Source organism: Xylocopilactobacillus apis, assembly GCF_033095965.1.
Taxonomy (GTDB): Bacteria; Bacillota; Bacilli; order Lactobacillales; family Lactobacillaceae; genus Xylocopilactobacillus; species Xylocopilactobacillus apis.
The window spans coordinates 2234210-2260746 of the sequence record NZ_AP026801.1 but is presented as its reverse complement, the minus strand read 5'-3'; the positions used below and the strand labels follow the sequence as shown (position 1 = coordinate 2260746).

Annotated in this window: 14 protein-coding genes; 12 read left to right on the top strand and 2 right to left on the bottom strand. The window is 36.6% G+C overall.

From position 1 onward, the window contains the following. Positions 1-14: 14 nt before the first annotated feature. Both R8749_RS10665 and R8749_RS10660 read right to left on the bottom strand, forming a co-directional pair. Positions 15-458 carry an Hsp20/alpha crystallin family protein gene (locus R8749_RS10665; RefSeq protein WP_317696705.1) on the bottom strand — a complete coding sequence of 148 codons (444 nt, stop codon included), beginning with the start codon at positions 456-458 and terminating at the stop codon, positions 15-17. A 77-nt stretch (positions 459-535) separates the two neighbouring features. After that, positions 536-874 (bottom strand): hypothetical protein, encoded by a 339-nt coding sequence (locus R8749_RS10660; RefSeq protein ID WP_317696703.1) that lies wholly within the window; start codon positions 872-874, stop codon positions 536-538. Positions 875-927: 53 nt separating this feature from the next. Here R8749_RS10660 and R8749_RS10655 point away from each other — a divergent pair, with 53 nt between their 5' ends. The 12 genes from R8749_RS10655 (at position 928) to R8749_RS10605 (ending at position 26345) form a co-directional block, all read left to right on the top strand. After that, positions 928-1440, top strand: coding sequence for a hypothetical protein (locus R8749_RS10655; protein ID WP_317696701.1), 513 nt, complete (start codon positions 928-930; stop codon positions 1438-1440). Continuing rightward, entirely contained in the window at positions 1433-2272 is an 840-nt protein-coding gene (locus R8749_RS10650; RefSeq protein ID WP_317696699.1) for an ATP-binding cassette domain-containing protein, read from the top strand. The genes R8749_RS10655 and R8749_RS10650 overlap by 8 nt, the downstream gene beginning before the upstream one ends. Positions 2273-2320: 48 nt before the next feature. After that, a complete protein-coding gene (locus R8749_RS10645; RefSeq protein ID WP_317696697.1) occupies positions 2321-3451 on the top strand; it encodes a hypothetical protein in 1131 nt (376 codons plus the stop codon). Then, positions 3445-4353 carry a DNA/RNA non-specific endonuclease gene (locus R8749_RS10890; protein WP_425613199.1) on the top strand — a complete coding sequence of 303 codons (909 nt, stop codon included), beginning with the start codon at positions 3445-3447 and terminating at the stop codon, positions 4351-4353. Before R8749_RS10645 ends, R8749_RS10890 begins: the two co-directional genes overlap by 7 nt. 1424 nt (positions 4354-5777) lie before the next feature. Further along, positions 5778-6467: a 2,3-diphosphoglycerate-dependent phosphoglycerate mutase gene (locus R8749_RS10635; RefSeq protein WP_317696695.1), complete on the top strand. Its 690-nt coding sequence runs from the start codon at positions 5778-5780 to the stop codon at positions 6465-6467. A 64-nt stretch (positions 6468-6531) separates the two neighbouring features. Continuing rightward, complete coding sequence (tyrS, locus tag R8749_RS10630) at positions 6532-7779, top strand: tyrosine--tRNA ligase (protein ID WP_317698563.1); 1248 nt, start codon at positions 6532-6534, stop codon at positions 7777-7779. A gap of 265 nt (positions 7780-8044) precedes the next feature. Then, on the top strand, positions 8045-11122 hold the full coding sequence (locus R8749_RS10625) for an immunoglobulin-like domain-containing protein (RefSeq protein ID WP_317696693.1): 3078 nt from the start codon (positions 8045-8047) through the stop codon (positions 11120-11122). Positions 11123-11137: 15 nt separating this feature from the next. Further along, positions 11138-14053 (top strand): immunoglobulin-like domain-containing protein, encoded by a 2916-nt coding sequence (locus R8749_RS10620; RefSeq protein ID WP_317696691.1) that lies wholly within the window; start codon positions 11138-11140, stop codon positions 14051-14053. A 125-nt stretch (positions 14054-14178) separates the two neighbouring features. Further along, a complete protein-coding gene (locus tag R8749_RS10615) occupies positions 14179-17979 on the top strand; it encodes an immunoglobulin-like domain-containing protein (protein ID WP_317696689.1) in 3801 nt (1266 codons plus the stop codon). Positions 17980-18518: 539 nt separating this feature from the next. Beyond that, entirely contained in the window at positions 18519-19118 is a 600-nt protein-coding gene (locus R8749_RS10610) for a transposase (RefSeq protein ID WP_317696686.1), read from the top strand. 8 nt (positions 19119-19126) lie between these two features. After that, positions 19127-19360 (top strand): transposase, encoded by a 234-nt coding sequence (locus R8749_RS10885; protein WP_425613233.1) that lies wholly within the window; start codon positions 19127-19129, stop codon positions 19358-19360. A gap of 385 nt (positions 19361-19745) precedes the next feature. After that, on the top strand, positions 19746-26345 hold the full coding sequence (locus R8749_RS10605; RefSeq protein ID WP_317696684.1) for a bacterial Ig-like domain-containing protein: 6600 nt from the start codon (positions 19746-19748) through the stop codon (positions 26343-26345). The last annotated feature ends 192 nt before the right edge of the window (positions 26346-26537 follow it).

Below are 26537 nucleotides of genomic sequence, written 5' to 3'. Positions count from 1 at the left end.
CAGGGGCTTTATTTTTATTTAATTTCGATTCGTTTTGTATTCTTAGATTCTGCTGAAACTTTCGGTAAAGTGATATGAAGAACACCATCTTTATATTCAGCAGCAATTTTTTCTGGATTAATATCAGGGAAAGTATAGATTCTTTGAAAAGATCCAAACTTACGTTCTGAATGAATCAATCTTCCTTCTTTATCTTTCTCTTCATTAGTCTTTTCGTTGTGATAGGAAACTTTTAATTCATCGTTATGATAATCAATATTAATCTTATTCTTGTCTACGCCAGGGATATCAACAGCAACTTCATACTTATCTTTGCTTTCCTTAACATCAGTTAACATGTTAGTTAAAGTACGATGAGCAGGGAAATTGCGAGAGAATAAATCCCAATCATCATTAAAAAACGGATCTGCCGGAAAACCAAACCAATCATTATTTCTATTTGCTATTTCATTTGCCATTTTTAAAAACCCCTTTCTAACTTTTTACAATTACATTATAATCCTTTTAGCACTCATGTCAAGAGAGTGCTAAAAATTTATTTCCTGGGAAATATTTTTTTGACCCCAAAGTTAGATTTTAAAAATTCTGTAAGGTACAAAACTATCTCATCTGAATCTAGAGAAAGATCAATTTGAGCAGTTTCACCTATAAAAGTTATTTCGACAAATCCAAGAAATAAATTAGAAGATCGGTCGGCGACCCCATAAAATAATTTTTGATTGGCCATGACCAATCTCATTTGCTGATTTATAAATTTGGCTGTTTCAGATGCCGAACCAATTTTTAAAATAATATCTTTTAGAGGAAAAGCAGTGAGCCAATCCATTTTATAGTGTTCGGTTAATAGCGGGTGATATTTTTCGAAAGATTTCATTGATGCCTCCTGGTTTTATTAATTATAGAACATACTTGCCAACTGGTGGGTAATTGAATTATGATTCAAGTATGAAAAAAGAAGAAATAAAAAACCTCTATGAGGAGCTCGTTAAGGATCGCGAAGCTTATGAAGATAATTTAAAAAAGTATCCAGTAGAAAAGATTGAAACATTTATCAACGATTTAGGCATATTTGAAAAGCCGGTTGGAGAAATCATGATGATGAGTCAAGATGATTATTCACAAGATTTAAGTGACAATCGTTTTTCATTTGATTTTTCAGGACACAGAATGGATAAGCTGATGGATCGAATTATTATCAATCATACAGATGGATCGGTTAATGAGGGCAAAATTAATTTAACATACAGCCATGAAGATCCGTATGAAAGTGGTCAGTATAATGTCAAAACTGATTTCAATATCATTCAATACGGAATGGCAATTTTATCTGCCTTGTCAGAAATTGTTGAACCAGAGAAAATTGTTGAAGTTTTATCACCTGATGCAACGGTAAGTTTGATGTTAGCTTGTAAGGCAATTAAGGAAACGGGTCGTGGCTAATTTTTATTTAAAAGCCGTTGACCTCAAAAAAGATCTCAAAAAGGAGGTCCTTTTTTCTGGAGTCAGTCTTGAGGTTCAAGTTAAGAATTGGATTTTGATTACTGGAACATCTGGAAGTGGAAAAACGACTTTATTAAGAATGTTGTTTGGCGAAGCAAAATCTGATTTTGGATATATCGAAGTTAAGAAGCATCTTCGCCGGTTGAAAATTGAACATGATTTTATTCAACACAAAAAAACAATTGAGCAAAATCTCGAATCACTCGGACATAAGTTGGGAATGAAAGGAGATAATTTAAAAAATAGAATTATCGAACTGAGTGAGAAATTTGGTTTTCAAAAATATTTAAAAGAAAATGTTGGAACTCTTTCAGATAGTATTCGTCAACTAGGAGTTTTAGCTCAGGGATTTTTAGCGCCAATCGATTTATTAGCTTTTGATGAACCGTTAATTTTTCTAACCCAAAAAGAAATCCAAGCTTTCTTAAAAGAGGAACAAAATTTTCATGAAATAGGAACGGCAATTATAAATGTAGCAGCAAATGGTCGATCGTTTAAAAAAGATGCAACTAAGATTTATGAACTATCACATTCTAATTTGAAATTAGTCCACGATTCCGATTTTACAGATTTGGTTCGACCTCATTTGATTTTTGAACGAAGTGAATATGCGGAAGAAATTCCACAGTTTCTTTTGAGCAATGTTTGGGTGGTTAAAAATGATGCTCATCAACTTGAACTAATTGCCAAACCAGAAGAAGTAAATGAATTGACTTTGGAATTAATCAAACGCGGGTACACAATTAAATATTTACGAGAAGAAATAATTTAGCCAGCAAGATGTTGGCTTTTTTAGTTGGGGGGAGTCTATAATTAGAGTATGGAAAACTTAACAAAAGATCTATCAAAATTAAAATGGGGTCAGCATTATACTTCTGTTGAAAGTTTCTTTTCAATAATTTCAACATCGAAAATTAGACTGACGCGTTCGGAATTTTTAAACGATCCAACTGATACCAAAATTTCTAATATTTTTATTTCCAAATTTACCAAAGTTCATCGGGAAGAAATTGAAAAGATGGTTAAACAAATTGGGGGAGAGGAAGCAAATGTTGTCGAAGCAATTTATCATAAAGCACCGATTGAAAAATATCTGCGGTTTATTTTAAATCACGTCAACATTTACGTGATGGCATTAACTAGAGATGTCGATGCAATTCCCATGTGGAATTATTATGGCCGCGGAGGAATGGAATTATCTTTGGACATTCCCGGTTTTGTAAAAGATCTATCATCTTCTTTGGATCAAAATGGGAGAGCCTTAATTGGGTTGACCGATGTGACTTATGTTAATGAAAAAATGGATCTCACTAATATGGAATTACCCGAACGGTTAGGAAATTTCTTTTTAAGAACAGCTAATGAAAAAGATATTTTTAGTAAACATGAAGAGTTTTTAAAAAGGAATAATTTCGATACTTCAGTTTTTGATTTGACGAATGTCGGACAATATACGACTTACTTCATCAATAGTTATATTTATAGTTTGCGTTATTTAGCGTTGAACGTTAAATCTATTGATTCAGAGATGGATGCTGAGACAATTTTTCGCACGGTCTATAATAATGATCTTTACATTAAAGAGAAGTACGCTTGGAAATCAGATGTCTTGCTTTTCTTTTTAATGCTTTCAGCTGCTTTAAAAAATGATTCATATAATTTTGAACGTGAGATTCGAATTGTTTATTTTAACCCGAGTCTTGATTCAACTGATATTCTGACAAACAAATATGATGTAAAGATGCTGCAGGGTCAGCAATATATTCGTCCGTATATTGAACTGCCGATTCCCCACATCGCAGAAAATATTCATCGCATAACTTTATCTCCGCAGACGGAAAATTTGCCAATCGATCATCACGCTTATTTAGATGTCATTCAAGATTTTCTTCGACAGCATGATTTTGAAAAAATCAAGGTCGACTTTTCAAAGAGGAAGATTAGATGGTAAAGAAGTTTTTTCAGTCCGCCATTTTGGTGCTTGGATTATTTTTGGTCGGCTGCAGCGATACACAGATTTCGGCTCCCCAGACAAAAAGTTCTGAAACATATTCTAGTAAAAGTTCAAAACCAGTTGATCAGACCTATCAAGATTTACAGAAGTTAAATTATTCAAACGAACAGCAAATTACTGTTAACAATAATGAGCCTGGATTTACGGCAAGTGAATTAAAAGTTCAAACGCCTTGGCAGAAATATTCTGACTTAGATCGTTTGAATCGGGCGGTTGATGCAGAGGCACTTTTGAATAAATCTTTAATGCCAACTACCAAACGTGAACCGTTGGTTTGGAATCCGACCGGTTGGCACAACAAGAAAATGCCGAACGGAACTTTCCTTTACAATAGAAGTCATTTGATTGGTTATCAGTTTACCGGGCAAAACAATAACCCGAAAAATTTGATCACAGGAACAGTTAGTCTCAACAACCCGGAAATGTTAAATAATGAAGATACGGTTGCAGCTTATCTCAAAGAAAGTAGCGATCATTATGTTAGATATTCAGTACGACCGGTTTATCGAGGTGATGAATTGGTCCCCCGAGGAGTTTGGATGCGGGCTCAATCGTTGACCGATGATCGAATTCATTTTAATCTTTATATTTTTAATATTCAGGATGGGATGAAGATCGATTATCAAACAGGTTATAGTCAAGTTGTTGGTGAGCAGAATCAGCAGCCAGAAGTGCAGACCAATCAAAAAATCTGGGGTAATAAACGTTCGAAGGTTTATCATGTTCCTGGCCAAAGAACCTATGAAAGTGGTCAGAAGCAGGGGAATCCGAATAATCGAGTGTGGTTTAATTCAGAACAAGAAGCTCAGAATGCTGGATACCGAAGAGCAAAAAATTAACCCTCGCAGCTTGAAATTTGCTAGAGAGTTTTCAAGATAATAAAAAAAGCTAATCGTAAAGATTAGCTAAGCTGTTCTTCCAAACCACGATTGAAGTCATCGAGAATCGTAGTCTCGGTGGCTTCTTTTCAATTGCAAGTGGTATTAGGAAGATCATTACCCCTCAATTATTTAACTACGGAGGTGAGTGATCATGAAGAATTTGAAACAGAGGAACTTGGGCTTTGGACTTAGCGTCCATTATCGCAGCAGTCGGATTCTTAGTTATAAGAATCGCTAAGGCTTACGCGACAATCAAAAAAGCTAATCCAAAGGATTAGCTGAACAAGTTCTTCCAAACCACGATTGAAGTCATCGATAAAGCCCTCTCGATGACTTCTTTTCAATTACAGGAATTATTCTAACATGTGAGATAAAATCTTGCAACTGGATTGAAAAAAGAACGTTTGTACGATAAAATTATGTAATCGTGGAATTTGGAAGATCATCACCTCTCAATTTAAGAAAACTACGGAGGTGAGTGATCATGAAGAATTTGAAACGGAGGAACTTGGACTTTGGACTTAGCGTCCATTATCGTAGCAGTCGGATTCTTAGTAATAAGAGTCGCTAAGGCTTATGCGATAATAAAAAAAGCTAATCGTAAAGATTAGCTAGACAAGTTCTTCCAAACCACGATTGAAGTCATCGAGAGTTGCAGTCTCGATGGCTTCTTTTCAATTACAGGAAACATTTTAACATGTGGAATAAATTTTTGCAACTGAATTGGAAAAGAACAACAACAAAGAACTTGGGCTTTGGACCTAGCGTCCATTATCGCAGCAGTCGGATTCTTAGTTATAAGAGTCGCTAAGGCTTACGCGATAATAAAAAAAGCTAATCGTAAAGATTAGCTAAGCCGTTCTTCCAAACCACGATTGAAGTCATCGAGAATCGTAGTCTCGGTGGCTTCTTTTCAATTACAGGAATTATTCTAACATGTGAGATAAAATCTTGCAACTGGATTGAAAAAAGAACGTTTGTACGATAAAATTATGTAATCGTGGAATTTGGAAGATCATCACCTCTCAATTTAAGAAAACTACGGAGGTGAGTGATCATGAAGAATTTGAAACGGAGGAACTTGGGCTGGGAACAGCATTGATTATCGTAGCGGTCGGCTTTCTAGTTGATAGAATTGCCAAAGCATACGTACTAATCAAAAAAGCTAATCCAAAGGATTAGCTACAAAAGTTCTTCCAAACCACGATTGAAGTCATCGAGAGTCGTATTCTCGGTGGCCTCTTTTCAATTACAGGAAATATTCTAACATGTGAGGTGCATTTCTGCAACTTCTTCCAAACCTAAATTAGTTTCCAAAAACTTCCCTTTTTGGTGTATGATTTTTAATGTATTAACACTATTAATGAAGGAGTTTATTTTTTATGTCGAAATTAGTTTTAATTCGCCACGGCCAGAGCCAATGGAACTTGGAAAATCTATTCACTGGCTGGTGGGACGTTGATCTTTCAGATCAGGGTGTAAAAGAAGCTAAGCATGCAGGTGAATTGTTAAAAGAATCAGGAATTCAATTCGACCAAGCTTACACTTCAGTTTTAACTCGGGCAATCAGAACTTTACATTTTGCTCTTGAAGGTGCTGGTCAAGTATGGGTACCTGAGACTAAATCTTGGCGCTTAAACGAACGTCACTACGGTGATTTACAAGGCCAAAACAAGAAAGAAGCCGCTGAAAAATGGGGGGACGAACAAGTCCACATCTGGCGTCGTTCATATGATGTATTGCCTCCATTACAGCCAACAGATGCTAAGTACTCAATCGCGCATGATCGCCGTTATGCAGATCTCGATCCAAAACAAGTACCACAGGGTGAGAACTTAAAGATTTGTTTGGAACGTGTAATGCCATTCTGGGAAGATCATATCGCACCTGACCTTCTTAAAGGCAAAAACGTTATTATTGCTGCTCACGGTAACTCACTGCGTGCTTTGACTAAGTATCTGGAAAACATTTCAGACGAAGATATTTTAAATCTTGAAATTGGAACGGGTCAGCCAATCGTTTACGACCTCGATCAAGATCTTAAAGTAACACACAAAGAATTACTTAAGTAATTAGTCAGAACTCCGGTGACGGAGTTCTTTTTGGCAGAAAGGAGTTCAAGTGGCTGACAATATAATGGATGAACTTGAGTGGCGGGGAGCCGTCAATCAAGTCAGTGATGCCGAAGAACTAAAGAAGATTACCAGTGAGCGTAAAATCTCCCTCTATGAAGGAGTTGATCCGACTGGTCCGTCGCTGCACATTGGACATTTAGTGTCGCTCATGATTCTAAAAAGATTCCAGCAGTATGGACATAAGCCATTTATTGTAATCGGCGGCGGAACGGGATCAATTGGCGATCCTTCCGGGCGCAGTACCGAGCGAGTGCTTCAAAGCATGGACGTAATCCAGAAGAACGCCGAATCTCTCAATAAGCAGTTTGAGAAATTCTTCGGAAAAGATGGCTTTGAAATAGTTAATAATTATGACTGGTTAAGTAAAATTGATTTGCTGTCTTTCTTAAGAGATTATGCGAAACAATTTAGTATTAATACGATGATCGCTAAAGACTCGGTCCAAAATCGGCTCGCAACGGGCTTATCATTTACCGAATTCAGCTATCCGCTCCTTCAAGCAATTGATTTTCTTAACTTACGGCAAGACCATCATGTTGAATTACAAATCGGCGGTGGCGACCAGTGGGGCAACCTTACAACGGGTGTTGATTTCATTCACCGCCACATGGGAGCTGACACGACCGCATTTGCGCTGACTTGTCCTTTGATCTTAAGAGCAGACGGCACGAAGTTTGGTAAAACGGCAGACGGTCAGAGCGTCTGGGTTGACCCAGAATTGACAAGCCCGTATGAGTTCTATCAGTTCTGGTATAACCAGCCGGATTCGGTGGTTGTTAATTATCTGAAGTTCTTTACCTTCTTAGATGAAGAAAAGATCAAATACTTAGCTGAACAGGTCCAAGCAGCACCGGAAAAACGCGAAGCCCAGAAAGCTTTAGCCGAAGAAGTCACAACGTTTGTCCACGGTGATGATTCAACTAAGCAGGCTGAACGCATCAGTGTGGCTTTGTTCTCTGGGGAATACGGCGATTTAACAGCTGATGAAATTAAACAGGCGTTAGCTGATATGCCGCACGTTGAAATTAACGACCAGCCAGCAAACGTTGTTGAATGGTTAGTTGATCTAACAAAGATTGAACCAAGCCGCCGGCAGGCTCGGGAAGATATCAAAAATGGAGCGCTCGCAATTAACGGTGAGAAAATTACCGATCCCGAATTTAGCGTGGATCCCAAGGCTAAATATGACGGGCGTTACGTCGTCGTAAAGATTGGTAAAAAGCGTTATTATTTGGCACATGTTCAATAAAGAAACAATATTGTAATCTAACTTTAATGTTTAATTAGACGCTGATTTAAGCAGAAGAACGACGTTTTGACCAGTTTTAATGCAATTTTATTCAAAAAATGGATTAATAAGGCGTTTAGAATAGAAACTTTGCAATGGTTGCGTTCCTGCCTTATAATACATACGTTAGTACACTGAGATTCAGTATACATTTAATTAAATATATTTTGGATCATTCAGTTTATTAAGGAAATATTTCCTGATAAATATTTAGGAGGAAGAAATTTTGAAGAAATCTTCAAGAATTACAAATACTATTAAGTATTTTGGTATCAGTTCAGCAACACTGTTAGCTGCAGCTCCAGTTGTTGCACCGACTGTTACAAACGTTCTTGGTTGGTATGGCGCTAATTCAGTGTTTACCACTAAGACAAGCAATAAAGCCCACGCGGCTACAGAATTAGGTACGTTTGATCGTACAGGTTACTCTGAATACGATAACTTATTCCAAAATGGCGTCATGATGAGCCAGAGTAGTGGTTCACCAGAACCAGGAACAATGACTACTATTGAAACTGACATGTTTCAAAGTTCAGTAGGGCCCGCAGGTGTTAGTTACGCAACACTTGAAGGAATTCAAAAACTTGCTCAATTAACTGGCGGATACGGATCAGTACCGGAAGGAACTTTTGTTGGTGGAAAATTAACAACAGAGGATCTATCGCACTATTTATTTTCTAATACTGATGGGAGTATTAGAACTTCAATGGATGGTTTATCAAATAATGCTAATGGCTCGTTGCAGTTAAATGATTCTAGAGTAACCAAGCCGGATTTAACTACATGGAATGCTGGTGAGAGAGTTGCCGCTGGAGTACGTTATATTTCAAGCATGATTCACAATGGAACAATTAGTGGAATTTTAGGCAAATCAACTTTTGGAGATCCAAACAAAGCAACGGTTAAAGTTTACGTTGATGGTAAGAATGGAGCAACGACCCCTAGCGTTGAGGATTTGTTGCACGAAGGTACAATTACTATTACTTTAGTTGCTCAATCTGGGGATTATACTAACCGAACAGCTCAGGCCAATATTGTATTAAAAAATTCTAAAGTTTTGTTTAATGGCGCAAAAGCAGTTGAACTATCGGAACATGTTAGTGCAGATGTATTTTTAGGTAGTGGTTTCAATGGAAACTCGCTTCTTTCAAATATTAGCGATTTAGCTACAAATTTACCAAAATTGTCGAACTTACAACTTTCTGACACCAGCAGCGGAGTCCCTAAGGATGTTGGCTTTATTCCTAAAAATGCAGTTCCTTATCTTCAAACTGGTGGAAAACTAGATACAGACCCTGCAAGCTTAAAAAACGATTTCTTCCGTGGGATTTACACTGATTGGAATAAACTTGATAGTGCTTCTACTAAGCATGCCGACGATGCTACTTTTAAGCCCTGGCAAGATAATGATCCTAAAGCAGCTGACTATGTTGGTGGTCATGCAGCTTATCTAGAACGCAATGGGTATACTGGTGACGAAACTAAAGCTCTTCGAGTTGAAAATGAAAATGTTGGGGCATATGCAACTGGTAGTATTGTAGTTCCTGCCGGCACCACTTACGAACAAATTAAGAATTATATGAATACAATTAAGTTTAATGGTGCTCCTAGTTCGCAAGAATATGGTAATAACCCAGTTGCTAATCCCCTGGCAATGGGTTTTGATAATGTAAAAGCAAAACCTGGTAATCTATCCGGCTATACATGGGATCAAGTTTTCAATAAGCCTGAAATTTTAAAGAATTTTTCAGATAAAAATGGTGGAAACGGAACTACAGCAACCAGCTTAGATACTGCAGTAGCATCAAACAGTTTCTCAGTTGAAGTTCCAGTATATGGTGATATTTCTATTGCTAATTTTGCAAATGAACAGATGCATTATGATATTGATACAGGAGGTAACTATACGGTTCCGGCCTATCCAACTTATGATGCACCGCGCTCAACAAATCATTTAATCACTGACTATGGTGCTTCAAAAGATCGTGTGTTTGCAAGAGTTAACGTTATTGTTTATAACAAGAATTGGGAAAACTACACAATTGGTACAAAACCTTCGTTCTTGTTCTTCACAAAATCAACAACTACAAATACAATCTTCCCTACTATGTATGATGACGGCTCAATCCTTAACCAAAATGAATTGCCTGATAGCTTGAATAAAGCTTTGACATTCTCAGTTAACGATAGTCGTTTCACAAGTAATGGAACTTCTGGCTACAGTGCTCAGAAATTGGAAAGCTATATTGCGGAACAATTTGGGGCAGCAGTTAAGAATAAAGAAGTATTGATTTCTGATGAAGATAAAGCAACTTCTGAAAAGAAAATTAACTTAGACGCTTTACCAGCTGACACTGATTACCCTAATGCTAATAAGTATACGGTTAGATCTGATATTAAAGGAAGTAACATCAAAGTTGATGCTTCAAAGGTTGATCTTACAAAAGCTGGAGCTGGAACGTTAACGATTACTTATACAAACTCAAAGAATGAACATGGTATTGGTACTGAAACTTCAACAATTACAGTTCCATATCAAGTTGCAGTATCAGGCGATCCTGTATTCTACTTTGTAAAAGGTAATAATCAGACAATCAATGTTGGAGACAGCTTTGATCCAATGATGTTTAAAGTAACTCGCGATCAAGAAAGCATGAAAGAATTAATCGATTCTGGTAAGGTCTACGACGGTGCACCTTATGTTAATGATCCAACTAATACTGGTTTAAGCGTTACTGTAACTGGTAGTGTTGATACTAATAAGCCAGGTGATTACGCATTAACATATGTAGCTAAGAATCTTTCTTCTGGCGCAACAACAACAATGACAAGATATATCACAGTTCTTGCTCAATCAGGTAGTGATTACAATGTAACTGATTATAAAGCGACTGGTTATATCAACTATGTTCCAGGTTTTGGTATTAATGTTTATGACGCTCCTAATGGTACATTTACTGGTCAACGTCTACGTCATGGAACAGCTTGGAAGATCAGTCATCAAGCAGTTTCTAATAAAGACAGTAAAGATGTTTGGTATCAAGTTGGTAAGAACCAGTGGATCAAGGGTCAATATGTTTCAATGACACCAGTTGATAATATGACTCGCTACGATGCAGTTGGTCAAGTCGACTATGTTCCAGGATACAGCGTTAAAGTTTGGAAGAACTCTGACGGTACTGGCTGGACTGGTAAGTACCTCAAACATGGTACTAAATGGAAAGTTAAGGGCGAACAAAACGGATATTACAATCTTGGCGGTAACCAATGGGTTGCTAAAAAGTACATCGCACTTGATTACTAATTAGGAGGAGTAAACTTGAGAAAAAATTATATTAAGTATTTTGGCGTTGCTTCAACCACACTTTTGGCTGTTGCACCCGTTGCAGCACCGGTTGTCCAAAATGCCTTAAATGCAACTTTGACTAACAAAGTTTTTGCAACTGATAATACTGGGACTTACGTTCCGATGGATTTATCAGCCCAAAACGAATATGGCAAATTGCTGCAAAATAGTATTCAAAATGCTGAAGGACCGATTAGGTCTGTTAATGGTGTATTGGATAGACATAAAGGTACAGCGGATGGTGCAGACCCAGAATACTACCAGATAGAAGGAAATTACAATGCAGATACTGTTCAGGGATTGATTTTATTAGCTGAAATCTCTGCTAATAAGTATGATTTACCAAAGAATTTGTTTCTTAATACAGCAGGAGATACTGTTCAAGATATTGCTTCAAGTGATTTGTTGAAATATTTATTTACAAATACTGATGGCAGTGTTAGAACAAATACTAATGGCTTCTATTATGATGGAACACCTGCTTTAAAACTTAACGATAGTGCAGCTCCTGGAACATCAGTTAAGCAAATATATGATGCTGTAAGGTATCTTTCTAGTAAGTTAGGCAACCATAATATTTCTGACATTCTTGGAAAATCTTTTTTTGGTGATCCTAATCAAGCATCTATTTCAATTGCAGTAAATGGTACAAGTGATCCAACTCGATTAGATTTGTATAAAGTTCTTAAACAAGGACGAATTACAATAACATTGACTGCAAAGTCAGGACGGCTTGAAAACGGATCTTTTAGAACCGCTCAAGCATTCATGAATCTTAAAAACACAAACGTTTTGTTTAATAATAATAATGTTACATTATCTAAAGCAGTTGTTAATGCAGATGGAATAAGGGATAATTACCTTGGCACAAGCACATTAGAAGATTTTGGATTATTACAAGGTAATAGTAATGAACCAAAATTTGGCTTAATTCCTAGTATTTCAAGCTTATCAACTGATGAAAATAGCGGATATAATGCTTATATTGCATCAAGTGGAGAAGCAAACGGTGTTCCTTATAAGTACTCTGATAAATCAACGAATGGTTCGGCTTCTGCAGCTATTGGTGGATTGGACAAAGTCACTGGCATTGGGGCTTATTCTACTGAAACACTTGTTGTTCCAGAAGGAACATCCTTGGATACAATAATTAATAAATTACAAAAAATTCGCTTTAATGGTGCACCATCGATTTCAAGCTATTCACGTAATGTAGATGATCAACACATGTTAGCTTTTGATGATGTATTAGCAACTGATAATTCTGTTAATGGTTGGAAGTCAGCAATGACTGAAAGTAAAATACCTTTTGCTGATCTCGGAGGTGGACCAAAGAGTTCAACTGCTTTAGGGGACCTCTTAAGTTCTGGAACGGATCCAAAATCAATCGTTGCAGCCACTGGTTCTTATCAAGTTACTGGAGTAAATGTAACAGGTAATGTTTATTTACCAACCAAAGACAATACTGGAAATGGGTATACTTTTAAAGGTAGTAATTCTAGTAATGCATACATTACAGGAGTTCCTTCAACAACAACAGTGAATATTGTTGTATACCCTAACCCAGATTTCTGGGGAAAACAGTATTCAATCGGAACAGCTCCATCATTTGCATTATTTGCTCCAACAACTGCAGGTGCTGTAGTACCAACTTTCTATGATAATGGTCAGACAGTTAAAGAAACAGATCTTCCATACTCATTACAAAGTAAAGGTCTTAACTTAACAGTTGGCGATGCTAGATACTATGATCCAGCAAGCAAATCAAACAGTCAGAATAAACTTAACAGTTTGTTTAGAGCAGCATTTGGTAATGCAGTTTATAATCGTCAAATTTTGATTTCTGATGAAGATGTCAAAACATCGATTCAACCAATCGATACTAATACTTTAGTTAAAGATACAGATTTCCCTAATGCTAACTACTACACGAGAAGACCTGATAATAATACAACTCAAGCAGGAGATGGTGTTGGTTATACAGTAGATGCCTCAGCTCTTGATCTATCTAAAGCAGGAACTTATCCAGTTAAACTTACTTATACAAATAGTAAGAACGAGCATGGTGTAGGTGTTGAAACTTCCACTCTTACAATTCCAGTTACAGTGTTTGGCAGTGAAAGTCCAGCATTCTACTTTGTTGGTGGAAACGATCAAACACTTAAAGCCGGCGACAGCTTTGATCCAATGAACTTTAAAGTTGCTAAGAGCTTAGATGAAATCAAAGACTTAATTGCAAACGGTAAAGTTAACGATGGTGTTGACTACGTAAATAATCCAAGTGCAACTGGAATTGATGTTACAGTTACTGGTAATGTTGATACTAACGTTCCAGGAACATATACTTTAACTTATACAGCTACTAATGTTGCGACTGGTCAAGCTACTACAATGACTCGTACAATCAATGTTATCGCCGGAAGTAATGGAGATGGTGGAAATGCTACTCCAACTCCAACACCTGATGTTACTGATTTCAAAGCTGTTGGTTATGTAAATTATGTACCAGGCTATGGTATTAATGTATATGATGCACCTGCTGGCACTTATACGGGCCAAAAATTAGCTGATATGAGTGCTTGGAAAATCAGTCATAAGACTACTATTAATGGTAAGACTTGGTATCAAGTTGGTAAGAACCAATGGGTCGATGGTCAATACATCTCATTTACTCCAGTTAGTCATATGACTAAGCTTGAAGGTTTTGTGAAGATAAATTATGTTCCTGGCTACAGCATTAGAGTATTTGCTCAAGCTGATGATACAAAACCTACTAGTACGATGTTGAAGAATGGTACTAAGTGGCGTGTATTTGGCAGTATGAATGGCTATTATAATGTTGGTAAGAATCAATGGATTCCAGCCAAATATGCTTCATACAATAAATAACAAGAAATATTAAATTTATGTAACAACCTTTTCATTGTACGGATAGTTTTGCAATGTTCTGCACAATATTCTATAATGAACTGGTGAAATCTATATAGAAAGATCCGATTATTAGGAGGAAGATTTTGAAAAAAACTTTTGTTAAATATTTTGGTGTTGCATCTGCAACAGTACTTGCAGCAGCACCAGTAGTAACACCAGCTTTGATGACTGCGTCTAATTTGCAGGTAGTTAAAGCTGACATCTTACAAGACAACATTACGGCTGCTTTTAAGGCTGATAATTCTATTGTTCCATTAAGTGACGAAGCTTGGCAATCATTGACAAATAGCAATTACCCTAATTACAGCGTAGATGGTGTTCCTACTTCAGAGGCACCTAAAGATGAAGAATTTCTCGAAGATTTGGAAGCTAACGCTAAAAATGCAAGAGACGACTTAAAACAACAAATTATTAAAGAATGGACGGATTTTAATGATGCTACTTCAATAAATTCTGCAGCAGCACGAGGATTTTTTAATGCCGGTAGTACTGGTCTAGCATCTAGTGGTAATGCTGCTAGTGGTAGTGCTGTAGTAGGGAGAGCGGACAACATTAAAGTTAAATCTTATTCAATAGAGGATGGAAAGAAAACCGATATTGACAAGGATTTCAGAGGTTGGATGCAGATTTTTGATCCTTCAGGAACGCATAAAGATACTAGTGAACCTGGTATTGACCCAACTATTATATTTCCTAATGATTTATTTGATGCGTTAGGTGAAGCTAAACCAGACGATTTAACGAGTAGACTTACATCGTTTGTAAATGGTATTCCGTTATGGTACTTTGTAAATGGAAGTGCGAGTGATAGTACGGGCTTTATCCCTAATGAGGCGACTACATCTATTCATAATGGTAAGATTAATACATTTAAGCCTATCAAATCAAGTGATTCTGACACAACTGATAGTAATGGTCTAGTAACAGTTGCTCCAAATGGTGGGACAAAAGATGTAAGTAAACCGTCAGACCCATCCTTGTCGTATGTTGTTGATGACTTAACTTATTTACAAAAATATACAGATAATGAGTTATTAAATTTAGTGCCATCTGTAAATACAGGTAAAAACAAGGCTGGTACTCCGTTTTCTAATATTAAGGGTCGTTTTAATGGCCCTGAAGGAAGAGTTACTGCTTCTAGAAGTGCAAAACAGGGTAGTAAAGTTTGGTCAGAAATTCTTGGTGCTGTACTTAATCCTAAGGATAAAATGTTTCCTTTGAAAGATATGACTACAACAAACATCACTAATACAAGAATGATTGTTAACGGCAAGGATCCGTTAAAGAATGAATTTATCTCAAGAAGTGAGATTAAAAATGCTGAACGTGTTAGTATCCAATTTATTTTCAAAGATAATGCTGGAAATGAATGGAAGAGTCCTACAATCTGGCTATCACATGGTAACAAGTACACTGTTAATACGACAGGTTTAGGTAATATCACTCGTCTTCCTGGTGACTTCTATGCTCCTTCATTTGGCATTACTGGTGTTGATGAAAAAGGACACATTATGGATCCAAGCAAGTTCGTCGTTGTTCCTGCTGGTACTGATTTGGCTAACTATACTGATAAAGATGGAAATGTTGATGTTACTTCTTTAGCTTCATTAACAAACGGACTTTTAGGAACAGAAGCTGTTGCAAATGATGATCCATTTAAGACTGCTTTTCCTGGTTCAGGGTTGGGAACTGATAGGTATTGGTCAAACCCTAACTATTACTACTCTAAATTCGGTGTATACAATGATGCTGTAGACATCTACTATGCTGAAGGAAATATTACTCAACTTAAGTCTTCTGTAAGCATGTCACAAAGTGAAGCAAGATCATCAGCAGCGACCGCTGCATCAAAAGCAATAGATACTGCTGTTGCTGGATTAGGAACTACTGCTAAGATAAATGCTTCTGATTTTTATAATGTTATTCTCCCTGCAATTGAAGATTACGTAAATCCTGGTACAGATTCTGCTTCTCCATTACCAACAGTAGGAGGTAGTAGTGCTCCAGCACTAACAAGTGCTAACGGCTTGTCAATTGCTAGTGTTAATTTAGGTGGTTTTGTTGGTTCTGCGACTGTTGACGCTATTTTAAAAGATTCTGGTGGTTCAGGCGCTGGTTACAAACAGGCAGATTTACAAAATGCTAATTATGGTTATCCTGGAATTAATGGTTCTACAAATTCTGGTAGTCCTAAAATGAAGGGAACACTTTCAACTGTAGTTAAGAATATTGTAAGCGGATTAGATGTTAAATATTTCTTAGGTAAATCGTCAACTGTTCCTACAGATCGTTATCAAATTCCTGCTACAGGATTGGTTAAAGTGACTGCCAATGCTGGAAGAACTACGAAAGTAGACGTTCCTGGCAAGTACTTACCTCAAGTTACTCTTGATAATTATAAAGATACAAAGGCTAATTACTTTAGTAATGGCTCTACAATCAATAATTGGTATACTTATAACTTAACTTCTGCCTCTGCTTCAAACAATAATCCTTACTATCCTAATGGTGGTGTGATTATTACTGGTTCAGGTACAGGTTCTGCTTCTTCAGCAGCTAGTGCTTATCGTGCAACTGCAGTATTTGGTGCTAACCAAGTTACAAATGATCAGTTAAAGAACCAAGCTATTGACAGTATTCAAAAATTAATGAGTGCTAAACTTTCTAACCCTAATACTGAAAATGACAGTAAAGTTAATGGTCATTTTAACTCTTATCCGGGTTCAGGAACTTCAGGTGATGCAATGTATGCATACATTAAGAATGGTGCTATTCCTGCAAGTGATTTAACTGTTGATACTAGTAAAGTTGATACCACTAAAGCTGGTAAGTACACAATCGCTGTTACTTACAAACCATTAAATTCTATTAAGAAGAATACGGTTAATGGTGATCTCGGTCTTACAAATGCTAATATTTCAATCACTGATGCAAATGGTAACATTTTTGAAAATGGTAAAATTTCAAATAAGAAATTTATTACTTATGATGGAAGTGGTGCAGCTACAGGTGTTGATACTGGCAATGGTGTAAGTGTTAATGGTGATACACTATCATCATTTGATGCAGATCAAATCTTTGCTAATGGTGCTCCAGCTACTTATTACTTACCAGTTGAAATTACTGATGCCAATAGTTCAAATGTTGGTGCTCCAGTTATTGCCTTTACTAATGGTGGTGAAAACGTAACTATTGCTAAAGGTGGTTCATTCGATCAGTATAAGAACATGGTAATCTACGCTTATCCAGGTGGCCCTCAATGGAGCGCAAGTGATAATTCAGCTGTTGATGTTAAAGTAAGTGGTAAGATTGATACTAACGTTGAAGGTAAATATACCTTAATTTATACAGCTACAAATAAAGCTGGTAAATCATCTACGTTAACTCGTGTTATCACAGTTGGTAGTGGTGTTGAAAAACCAACTGAATACGACTTTAACATTGCTCAGGCTTACATTAACTATGTACCTGGTTACAATGTTCGTGAATACAGCTATCCAGGAAATGACTGGACTGGTTCACAGATTAAACATGGTACTACAGTATCAGTTACTAAGAGAGCTGTTTTCGATAATGGCGATACTTGGTATAAGTTAAATGATGGCAATTGGGTTAAATCGCAGTATGTTGTTGCTGGTCAATACCCAGGAGCTGTTACTGATGCTAAGGGTGTTGTTACAGTAAATTACGTTAAAGGTTACGGAATTGCTGTATACAAGGAACCAGGTTCAGGTAAGCTTGTATTTAACGCTAATGGAAAAGCTAAGAGATTGATGCATGGTACTTCATGGAAATCATTCAAGAAGCAAAATGTTAATGGTGTTACATATTACAATGTTGGTGGTAACCAATGGGTAAATGGAACATGGGTTGTTTTCCATTAATCAGTTAATTAAGAAGTCTCACATTATGTGAGGCTTCTTTATTAGGCTTTATAATATTGAGTGCTGATATGTAAATATCGGCGCTCTTTTTTCATCTATACCAATTTTAGGTTTTAGGCAAAATAAAAAAGAACTCCGTTCCTTATGTTACAATCAAATCGTCTAAAAAATAATTGAAAGCAGGTTTTCGAATGTTCTCTAGTAAGGATTTTATCTGTAATGTCCTTGGAATTAAAGATCCAAATATCACAATGGACGAAAACAATCCTTTTGAAATTCAAATGATTGGTAAGGTTTAAGCTGTCATCTATCATGCTGCTTTAACTTATAATCTTAAGTGCTGCTTTAACTGCGGCATTAAAGAACAAATCGTCAAGAATGGAACCAAGACATCAAGAAATCTTCTGCTTAACAACAATCGAAGGGTTACTTATCTTGATCTTAAAAAGCAAAGATTTCTCTGCCGCAAGTGTCTTAGTACTACAACTGCCAAGACGGAGATTGTTAAACGTTCCTGTCAAATTTCCAAAGACGTAAGAATGTCAGTTACTTTAGAAGCAATGCATAACAGCCCATTAAAAGATATTGCCGAACGGCACACAATTTCAGCATCTAGTGTTCAGCGCTTGATTATAGAAGCTAATCCAAATCTTTTGGGTAATCAGTGCAATCATTTACCAGAACACTTATTCTTTGATGAAGCTAAGACCGTCGGTGAGGGGTACAGTTTTGTAATGATGGACAGTCGGCAGCATCAGCTGCTGGAAATGTTACCGAGCCGCTTAACGAAAGATTTGGAACGTTACTTTGAGCGCTTTTCATTAGCTGAACGCCAAAGAGTTAAAACCATTGTGGTTGATTTAAATGCAGCGTATATAAGTTTTATCCCGCAGCTGTTTTTCAATGCTGAAATTATTATCGATCGGTTCCATCTAGTCCAGATGCCCAATCGTTCAGTGAATATGATCAGAACGAAGTTAATGAATAGTTTTGATAAGCGGAGTAAAGAATATCGGAAGCTGAAATTTAATTGGCGCTTAATCTTAAAATGTGCCAATGCTTTAGAGTGGCGCCATCCAACCTATCAGGTTCACCTGAGGTATTATGAGACCCAGTTAAACGTGGTCCCAAGTTATTAGAAGATACGATTAAGGGATATCATAAGTTAGGTAATGAGATGGACCAAACGATCGAAACGATGAAGAAACATTTAAGAGAAGTGTTAAACAGTTGTCGTTATCCAGATAGTAACGGCCCATTAGAGGGATTAAACGGAAAGATCAAGAAGATTAAGCGGACCAGTTATGGTTTTAGGAGTTGGGAGAACTTCAGATTAAGAGTTTATCTGGAATGCGGGATGCAGAAGACCGTGTTGGAGTGAGAGGAGGAAAGGATAAGATTATTTAGTGAACGTAAAAAATCCAAAAAGAGATAAGTAAGAGAAACTTAGCAGCAGATTTAAGAAAACAAGTTACAAAACGATTTGAGAAGCAAAAAACCAGCTAGACCAATTTAGATCTAGCTGGCTGGAAAATTACTCATCAACACTGGTTGACATAGAACCATCAAATTTAATAATTTGAATTAAAATAGTCCAATACAAGTTGCTAGGATAAAAGTAATTATTGATCTAACGAGTTATATTTAAGTGAATCAAAATTATATTTCTAGATAATCAAATTGCATTAATTTGCATTATTTTTATAATATTGTGATATAATACATAGGTAATTTTAAAATTATCCGATTATTAGGAGGAAGAATTATTGAAATTTAGAAGAAACAAATATGCATTAATGGACGAAAAGGTTCATTTTAAAATGTATAAATCAGGAAAAATCTGGGTAGTTGCAGGAATAACTACATTTGGATTTATTCTTGGTTTAGGCGCAGGTTCTGTTAGTACTAAAGCAGAAACTCAATCAATTATTGCAAAAGATCAGGCTTCACTGGCATCAAATACGATTAATTTTACTAATCCAAATACGATGTTTGCTAGCTCTGCTGCTCCAAAGATGACTTTCCAACAGGAATATATAACACCAAAAGGTCTTAATAATTCAGCACCAGTGTTTGGACAAATTAGAACTGGTAACACTACGGTTTTGAAGTATTTTTATGGAGATGGGACTAGTTTACCGTTAGCTACAGTTGGTTATAGTGATCCTACTGGGCAAATGAATCCTGGTGACACTAATACATCTCTAATGGGAGCATTACCGAACTTTAATGTTTTAGATACTAAGACTGGGAATAAAATAAGTAATGCACTTTATGATTCAGGCCGTTATCGTGGAAGAATTAAAATCGGAATCAATAACGACATGAAAACTCTTACCGGACCTAAGAATGGTAGTCAAAAATTATGGTATGTTGGTTCAGAACCTACCCCAGGGTTACCAAGTGAAGTAAGTAATCCAGAATTAAATCGAACATTAGTAGCAAAATACTCTTCTGATTATGTAATAAACGGTAAAACATATACTATTGATTATACTCAAACTTTCAAACCAATGGGAAGTTATGTAGACTATAATATTGAAGCTAGAAATGTTACAGGTTTGAATGAAGGTTCAAGCGATCCATCGAATGATTTAAAAGGTCTTTTCTTTGAGTCTGATTTTGATACGCTTTTTGAAGATGAATCAGTTTCATGGCCTGATTCAGCACCAATGTATTATTTAGCTGATAACGCTGGACTTTATAGTAAAGGCCATGGTTATAAATTAAAGTATTATTTCAACTCAAGTACTGCTCCGACTGGTTGGAAGAGTCCGAATTATGCTTATTCTGATGCTAAACATGTTTTTGGAAATGATGCAAATTCATTGGGAAGTAAAGTTGCACCAGGACAAACACCTCATAAGGAAGGTGAATTAGCAACCACTGCTGATGGTTCAGATTCAGGGTATGATCCAGGACTTTTCATGATTTGGAAGGGTGCTGATTTAGCTCAGGGTGCTAGTAGAAATCTTAGCTATCAAACTGGTCTTGATAAAGATGGTGAAACAGATGCTGTAATTACTCTTGATAAGAAAACTGATAATTTTGAGGGTGTTGATTATACAGTAACTGGTAAAATTCACAACGATAATAAGGATTCGTTACCATTGAAGTACTACTATCAGATTGATGGTAAAGAACCTGTTGAATTCCAGGGACCTGCATTGACTAATAGTACTGATGACAATATCTCATTTATTATTCCTGCTAAAAGCATTGGTAATGGTTCCAGTCACCAGGTTGCCGTTTATACTATCAATAGATATAATCGAACTTCACCAACTGCTATCATGCAGTTAATTTCTCAGGCAAAAATTTATTCTAAACCTGTATTTTTAGGTGTTGGAGATCAGTTTAATGAATATCTTGGATTTAATAGTGGAACTAAGGCAGATGGTAACACACTTCTTCAAGAAGAGTTAACCAGTGTATCAATTAAAAATTTAGCTGACGGCACAACTGTTAATAAAAACGATTATGGTACAATTACTCAAAAACCAGGAAGTTATGAAATTACCTATACATATAACTATATTGATGCTGATAAGAAACCTCAAACAATTTCAGCAAAATCTGTAGTAACAGTACTTGCTAAACCTACAATGGAAGTTGAACAACAAATTACTGTTGTAGCTGGCGATCAGTTTGACGAAAAAGCTGGAATTAAGAACGGTACCGACGAGAATGGCAAACTGATTGATAAGAAAAAAGTTACTGTAACATTTACAGATGCTTCAGGTAATAAAGTTACAAATCCGACTGCAACTTCTGGTGATTATACAATTAATTACGATTATTCATATCAAGTTGGGACTGAAACAAAACACTTAAACAAGACATCTAAACTTAAAGTACTTGCAGGTGCAAATATTGCTGCTGAGAAGACAGCTGTCATTGTAGCGGGTGATCCATTAGATACAAAGACTCTGATTACTAGTGCGACAGATGAAAATGGTAAACCGCTTGATAAGGACAGTGTTAAAGTAACGATCACTAGTAAAGATGGTAAGACGACAGTAACTGATATAACTAAAGCACCAGCAGGTGAATACACAATTAGTTATGACTATGTATATACGGTAGGGACGGAAGATAGACATGCACAATCAACGCCTACAGCTCTTACGATACTTAACAAGCCAACAATGACAGTTGAAGAAAGTCATACTATCGTAGCAGGTGATACATTAGATCCAAAAGCTAGCATCACAGGAACGGATGAACATGGAGCAACGCTTGATAAGGATAAAGTTAAAGTAACGATTACGAGTAAAGATGGTAAGACGCCAGTAGCAGATATAACAAAAGCACCGGCTGGAGATTATACAATTCATTATGATTATGAATATCCAGTTGGCACTGGTAAAGGAAATGTAACTGCAACATCTAGTGTGAAAGTACTTGTAGGAGCAAAAATTGAGGCTGAGAAGACAGCTGTCATTGTAGCAGGCAATCCATTAGATACAGAGGCTCTGATTACTAGTGCAACTGATGAAAATGGTAGCCAGCTTGATAAGGACAGCGTTAAAGTAACGATCACTAGTAAAGATGGTAAGACGCCAGTAAATGATATTACTCAAGCACCAGCTGGTGAATACACAATTAGTTATGACTATAAATATTATGCAGGTACAGCAGAGAAGCATGCTGAAGCAGCTACAGCTCTTACGATACTTCATAAGCCAACAATGACAGTTGAAGAAAGTCATACTATCGTAGCAGGTGATACATTAGATCCAAAAGCTAGCATCGTAGGAACGGATGAACATGGAGCAGCTCTTAATAAGGACAAAGTTACTGTAACGATTAAAGACGAAGCTGGAAATGTTATAACTGACCTAAGCAAGGCACCAGCAGGCGATTATACAATTGATTATGATTATGGATATCAAGTTGGTACAAGCGAGGGACACCAAAAAGCAACATCTAAGGTTACAGTACTTAAAGGTGCAAATATTGCTGCTGAGAAGACAGCTGTCATAGTAGCAGGTGATACATTAGATCCAAAGACCCTGATTACTAGTGCGACAGATGAAAATGGTAAACCGCTTGATAAGGACAGCGTTAAAGTAACGATCACTAGTAAAGATGGTAAGACGCCAGTAAATGATATTACTCAAGCACCAGCTGGTGAATACACAATTAGTTATGACTATAAATATTATGCAGGTACAGCAGAGAAGCATGCTGAAGCAGCTACAGCTCTTACGATACTTCATAAGCCAACAATGACAGTTGAAGAAAGTCATACTATCGTAGCAGGTGATACATTAGATCCAAAAGCTAGCATCACAGGAACGGATGAACATGGAGCAACGCTTGATAAGGATAAAGTTAAAGTAACGATTACGAGTAAAGATGGTAAGACGCCAGTAGCAGATATAACAAAAGCACCGGCTGGAGATTATACAATTCATTATGATTATGAATATCCAGTTGGCACTGGTAAAGGAAATGTAACTGCAACATCTAGTGTGAAAGTACTTGTAGGAGCAAAAATTGAGGCTGAGAAGACAGCTGTCATTGTAGCAGGCGATCCATTAGATACAGAGGCTCTGATTACTAGTGCAACTGATGAAAATGGTAGCCAGCTTGATAAGAAGAGTGTTAAAGTAACGATTACGAGTAAAGATGGTAAGACGCCAGTAGCAGATATAACAAAAGCCCCAGCAGGCGATTACACAATTAGTTATGACTATAAATATTATGCAGGTACAGCAGAGAAGCATGCTGAAGCAGCGACAGCGCTTACGATACTTCATAAGCCAACAATGACAGTTGAAGAAAGTCATACTATCGTAGCAGGTGATCCATTAGATCCAAAGACCCTGATTACTAGTGCGACGGATGAAAATGGCAACCAGATTGATAAAGACAAAGTTAAAGTAACGATTACGAGTAAAGATGGTAAGACGCCAGTAGCAGATATAACAAAAGCACCAGCAGGCGATTATACAATTCATTATGATTATGAATATCCAGTTGGCACTGGTAAAGGAAATGTAACTGCAACATCAGATCTAAAAGTGCTCTCTAAGCCGGGAATTCAAACAAAACCTCAAAAGATTTATGTTGGCGATCCGTTAGAACCAAAAGATGGTTTTGTTGGTGGAACGGATGAGAATAACAATGAATTAACTAAAGATAAAGTAAAAGCAACAGTTACGGATACAGATGGAAATGAAATTAAAGATATAAATAATATAAAAGCTGGTAGTTATGAAGTCCGTTACGAGTATGATTCTGGAATAGGTTCAGGTAATGGAAAGATAAGTAAGACTGATAAGCTTGAAATTATTGAACGCAAACACATCACTCTCAATTATGTTGATCAAAATGGTAACCCAATTGATGTTCAATTGTTGAATGGGTTAAAAAATGGTGAACAAAGTGGTCCATACGGATCCGAATTAGGATTTACACTAAAAACACAATTAACTCTTGGCAATAAAGCTTATTATGAATTTGAAAAAGCTAAAATAGAAGGAACAACAGAAACAGATCTTTCTAAATTGAAATTTGGCGATGATAACATTGTTGTTACATTAACCTATAAAGGATTATCAGCAAGTAGCATTAATGTTGAATTTAAAGATGTTAATGATGCAAGTGCTACATTTGATAAAGCTAATGTAAAAGGTAACGCTGGCGATAAGTTGGATGTTTCAAAGATTACATTACCGAATGGGTATCATGTTGCAAGTGATACAGAATTAAAAGGTAAGGGTAAAGACAAAGATGGGAACCCAATAAATCTTAAACAACCTGACGTAAGCTTTAAAAACGGTGATGATAGTACTATAGTTTACGTCGTAGGGAACACAGTTAAACAAAGTGATAAAAACGCAGTAACAGTTCATTACTATCTGCAGGACAAACTAGGCAACAATACAACAACATCAGTACTGCCAGACAGTAAGATCGGTGGACGTGTCGGACAAAAGGTTACTGCTTCAGCAGCAACAGCACCAGATGGATATGAAGTTGTTCCTGGTCAAGAACCTCAAGATTGGGTACTTAAAGCTGATGAAGGCAAAGCATTTACCTTCTATTACAAAGCAGCAACTTTACATAGTATCGGTGTGGATTTTGTAAATGCTAAGACAGGCAAAACAATAGTAAATAATGATCAGCCAGCAGGAAAAACTGGAGACATCTTAGATCTCAGCAGTAATAGTGATTACATTAAAGGTAAGATGCCAAAAGGTTATCACTACTCAACTCCTAGTGAATTAAACGGTAAGACTCAGCCAGAGAATTTAACTTATACGACAACTTCTCAAAAAGCGACAGTATATATAACTGGTGAATCCGATGAATCTATTGAAATTGCTTTTGTAGATATTGATAGTGGTGAAACACTTAACACCAATAAACCAACTGGCTACTATACAGGTGATACACTTGATCTTACACCAACAAGTAAGGAAATAGCGGGCAAAATCCCTGAAGGTTATCACTATGCAACAGAAAAGGAATTGAGTTCAAAAAGTAAGAGCCAACCGGCGAATCAGGAATATGATGGAGGATTACTGCATACAGTAATTGTATATATAGCAGCCAGCAAAGTCTCAGACGATTCAGAGAGTGCTGTAACCATTCACTACTATTTACAAGACAAGGATAACAAACCAACAGAAATACAAATAAGACCTGACAGAAAAGCTGGCGGAAGATTTAATGAAACTCTCCATTTAGATTCAGAAACAGAGACGATACCAGATGGCTATACTGCTGTTCCTAAAAAGCAAGATGTTAAAATAACATCAAGTAAAGGCCAGGAAGTTACTTTCTACTACAAAGGTAATGCAAGAACCAATATTAATATCGAGTTTAAAGATACTAAAGGAAATACTGTTCAAGCTGCAAAAACAAGCAGCAAAACATACTATAACGGAAACTCATTAGAGTTATTCGATAAAGACGGGAAGTTTGTTGATCAGGGTGGAGTTACTAAACCATCTGGATATGAAGTAACACCAGAAGCAAAACTAAAAGCCCTGGGACTTGAGCAGCCGACAATATGTAAACCGGGACAGACACTCGTAACAGTTTATGTAGATAAAGCTGCACAGAATCTTGTTGTCGAACATAGAGTTAGAAGCATTAATGGGGCCCTTGTACAAGGAATGAAAACTACGACTGATGTTTCTAGACCAGATGGAACATTTAGTATCGACGTCAATGAAAAGGTACATCGTGCTCCATCATCAAAATACAAGTTATCAGGGTATGCGTATGAACTAAATAATAATTCTAATACAACTATTGGACCTAGAGTTATTCCAGGTAATGGAATAATTACAGTGCGTGCCGATGAGGTAAAAGACGGTAAAATAACTCTTATCTACATGATTAGATAGAATTTTATGCCTTAAATTCTTTACCTATATAAATAATAAAGAAGAAATGACATCAAAATAAACACTGGTGGAAATCGAAGTATGATTTTCATCAGTGTTTTTTGAGTGGTAAGCACCAAATAACCGACGGGTAGAAAAAGGACCGATCATTCTGATATCTTTATCTTCAGAACAATCGGTCCTTCTCTTTAT

What these genes read in the sequence shown, in the direction of transcription:
- R8749_RS10660 (WP_317696703.1), bottom strand. Translation starts at nt 874, where the DNA reads ATGAAATCTTTCGAAAAATATCACCCGCTATTAACCGAACACTATAAA.
- R8749_RS10645 (WP_317696697.1), top strand. Translation starts at nt 2,321, where the DNA reads ATGGAAAACTTAACAAAAGATCTATCAAAATTAAAATGGGGTCAGCAT.
- R8749_RS10665 (WP_317696705.1), bottom strand. Translation starts at nt 458, where the DNA reads ATGGCAAATGAAATAGCAAATAGAAATAATGATTGGTTTGGTTTTCCG.
- R8749_RS10610 (WP_317696686.1), top strand. Translation starts at nt 18,519, where the DNA reads ATGTCAGTTACTTTAGAAGCAATGCATAACAGCCCATTAAAAGATATT.
- tyrS (WP_317698563.1), top strand. Translation starts at nt 6,532, where the DNA reads ATGGATGAACTTGAGTGGCGGGGAGCCGTCAATCAAGTCAGTGATGCC.
- R8749_RS10635 (WP_317696695.1), top strand. Translation starts at nt 5,778, where the DNA reads ATGTCGAAATTAGTTTTAATTCGCCACGGCCAGAGCCAATGGAACTTG.
- R8749_RS10890 (WP_425613199.1), top strand. Translation starts at nt 3,445, where the DNA reads ATGGTAAAGAAGTTTTTTCAGTCCGCCATTTTGGTGCTTGGATTATTT.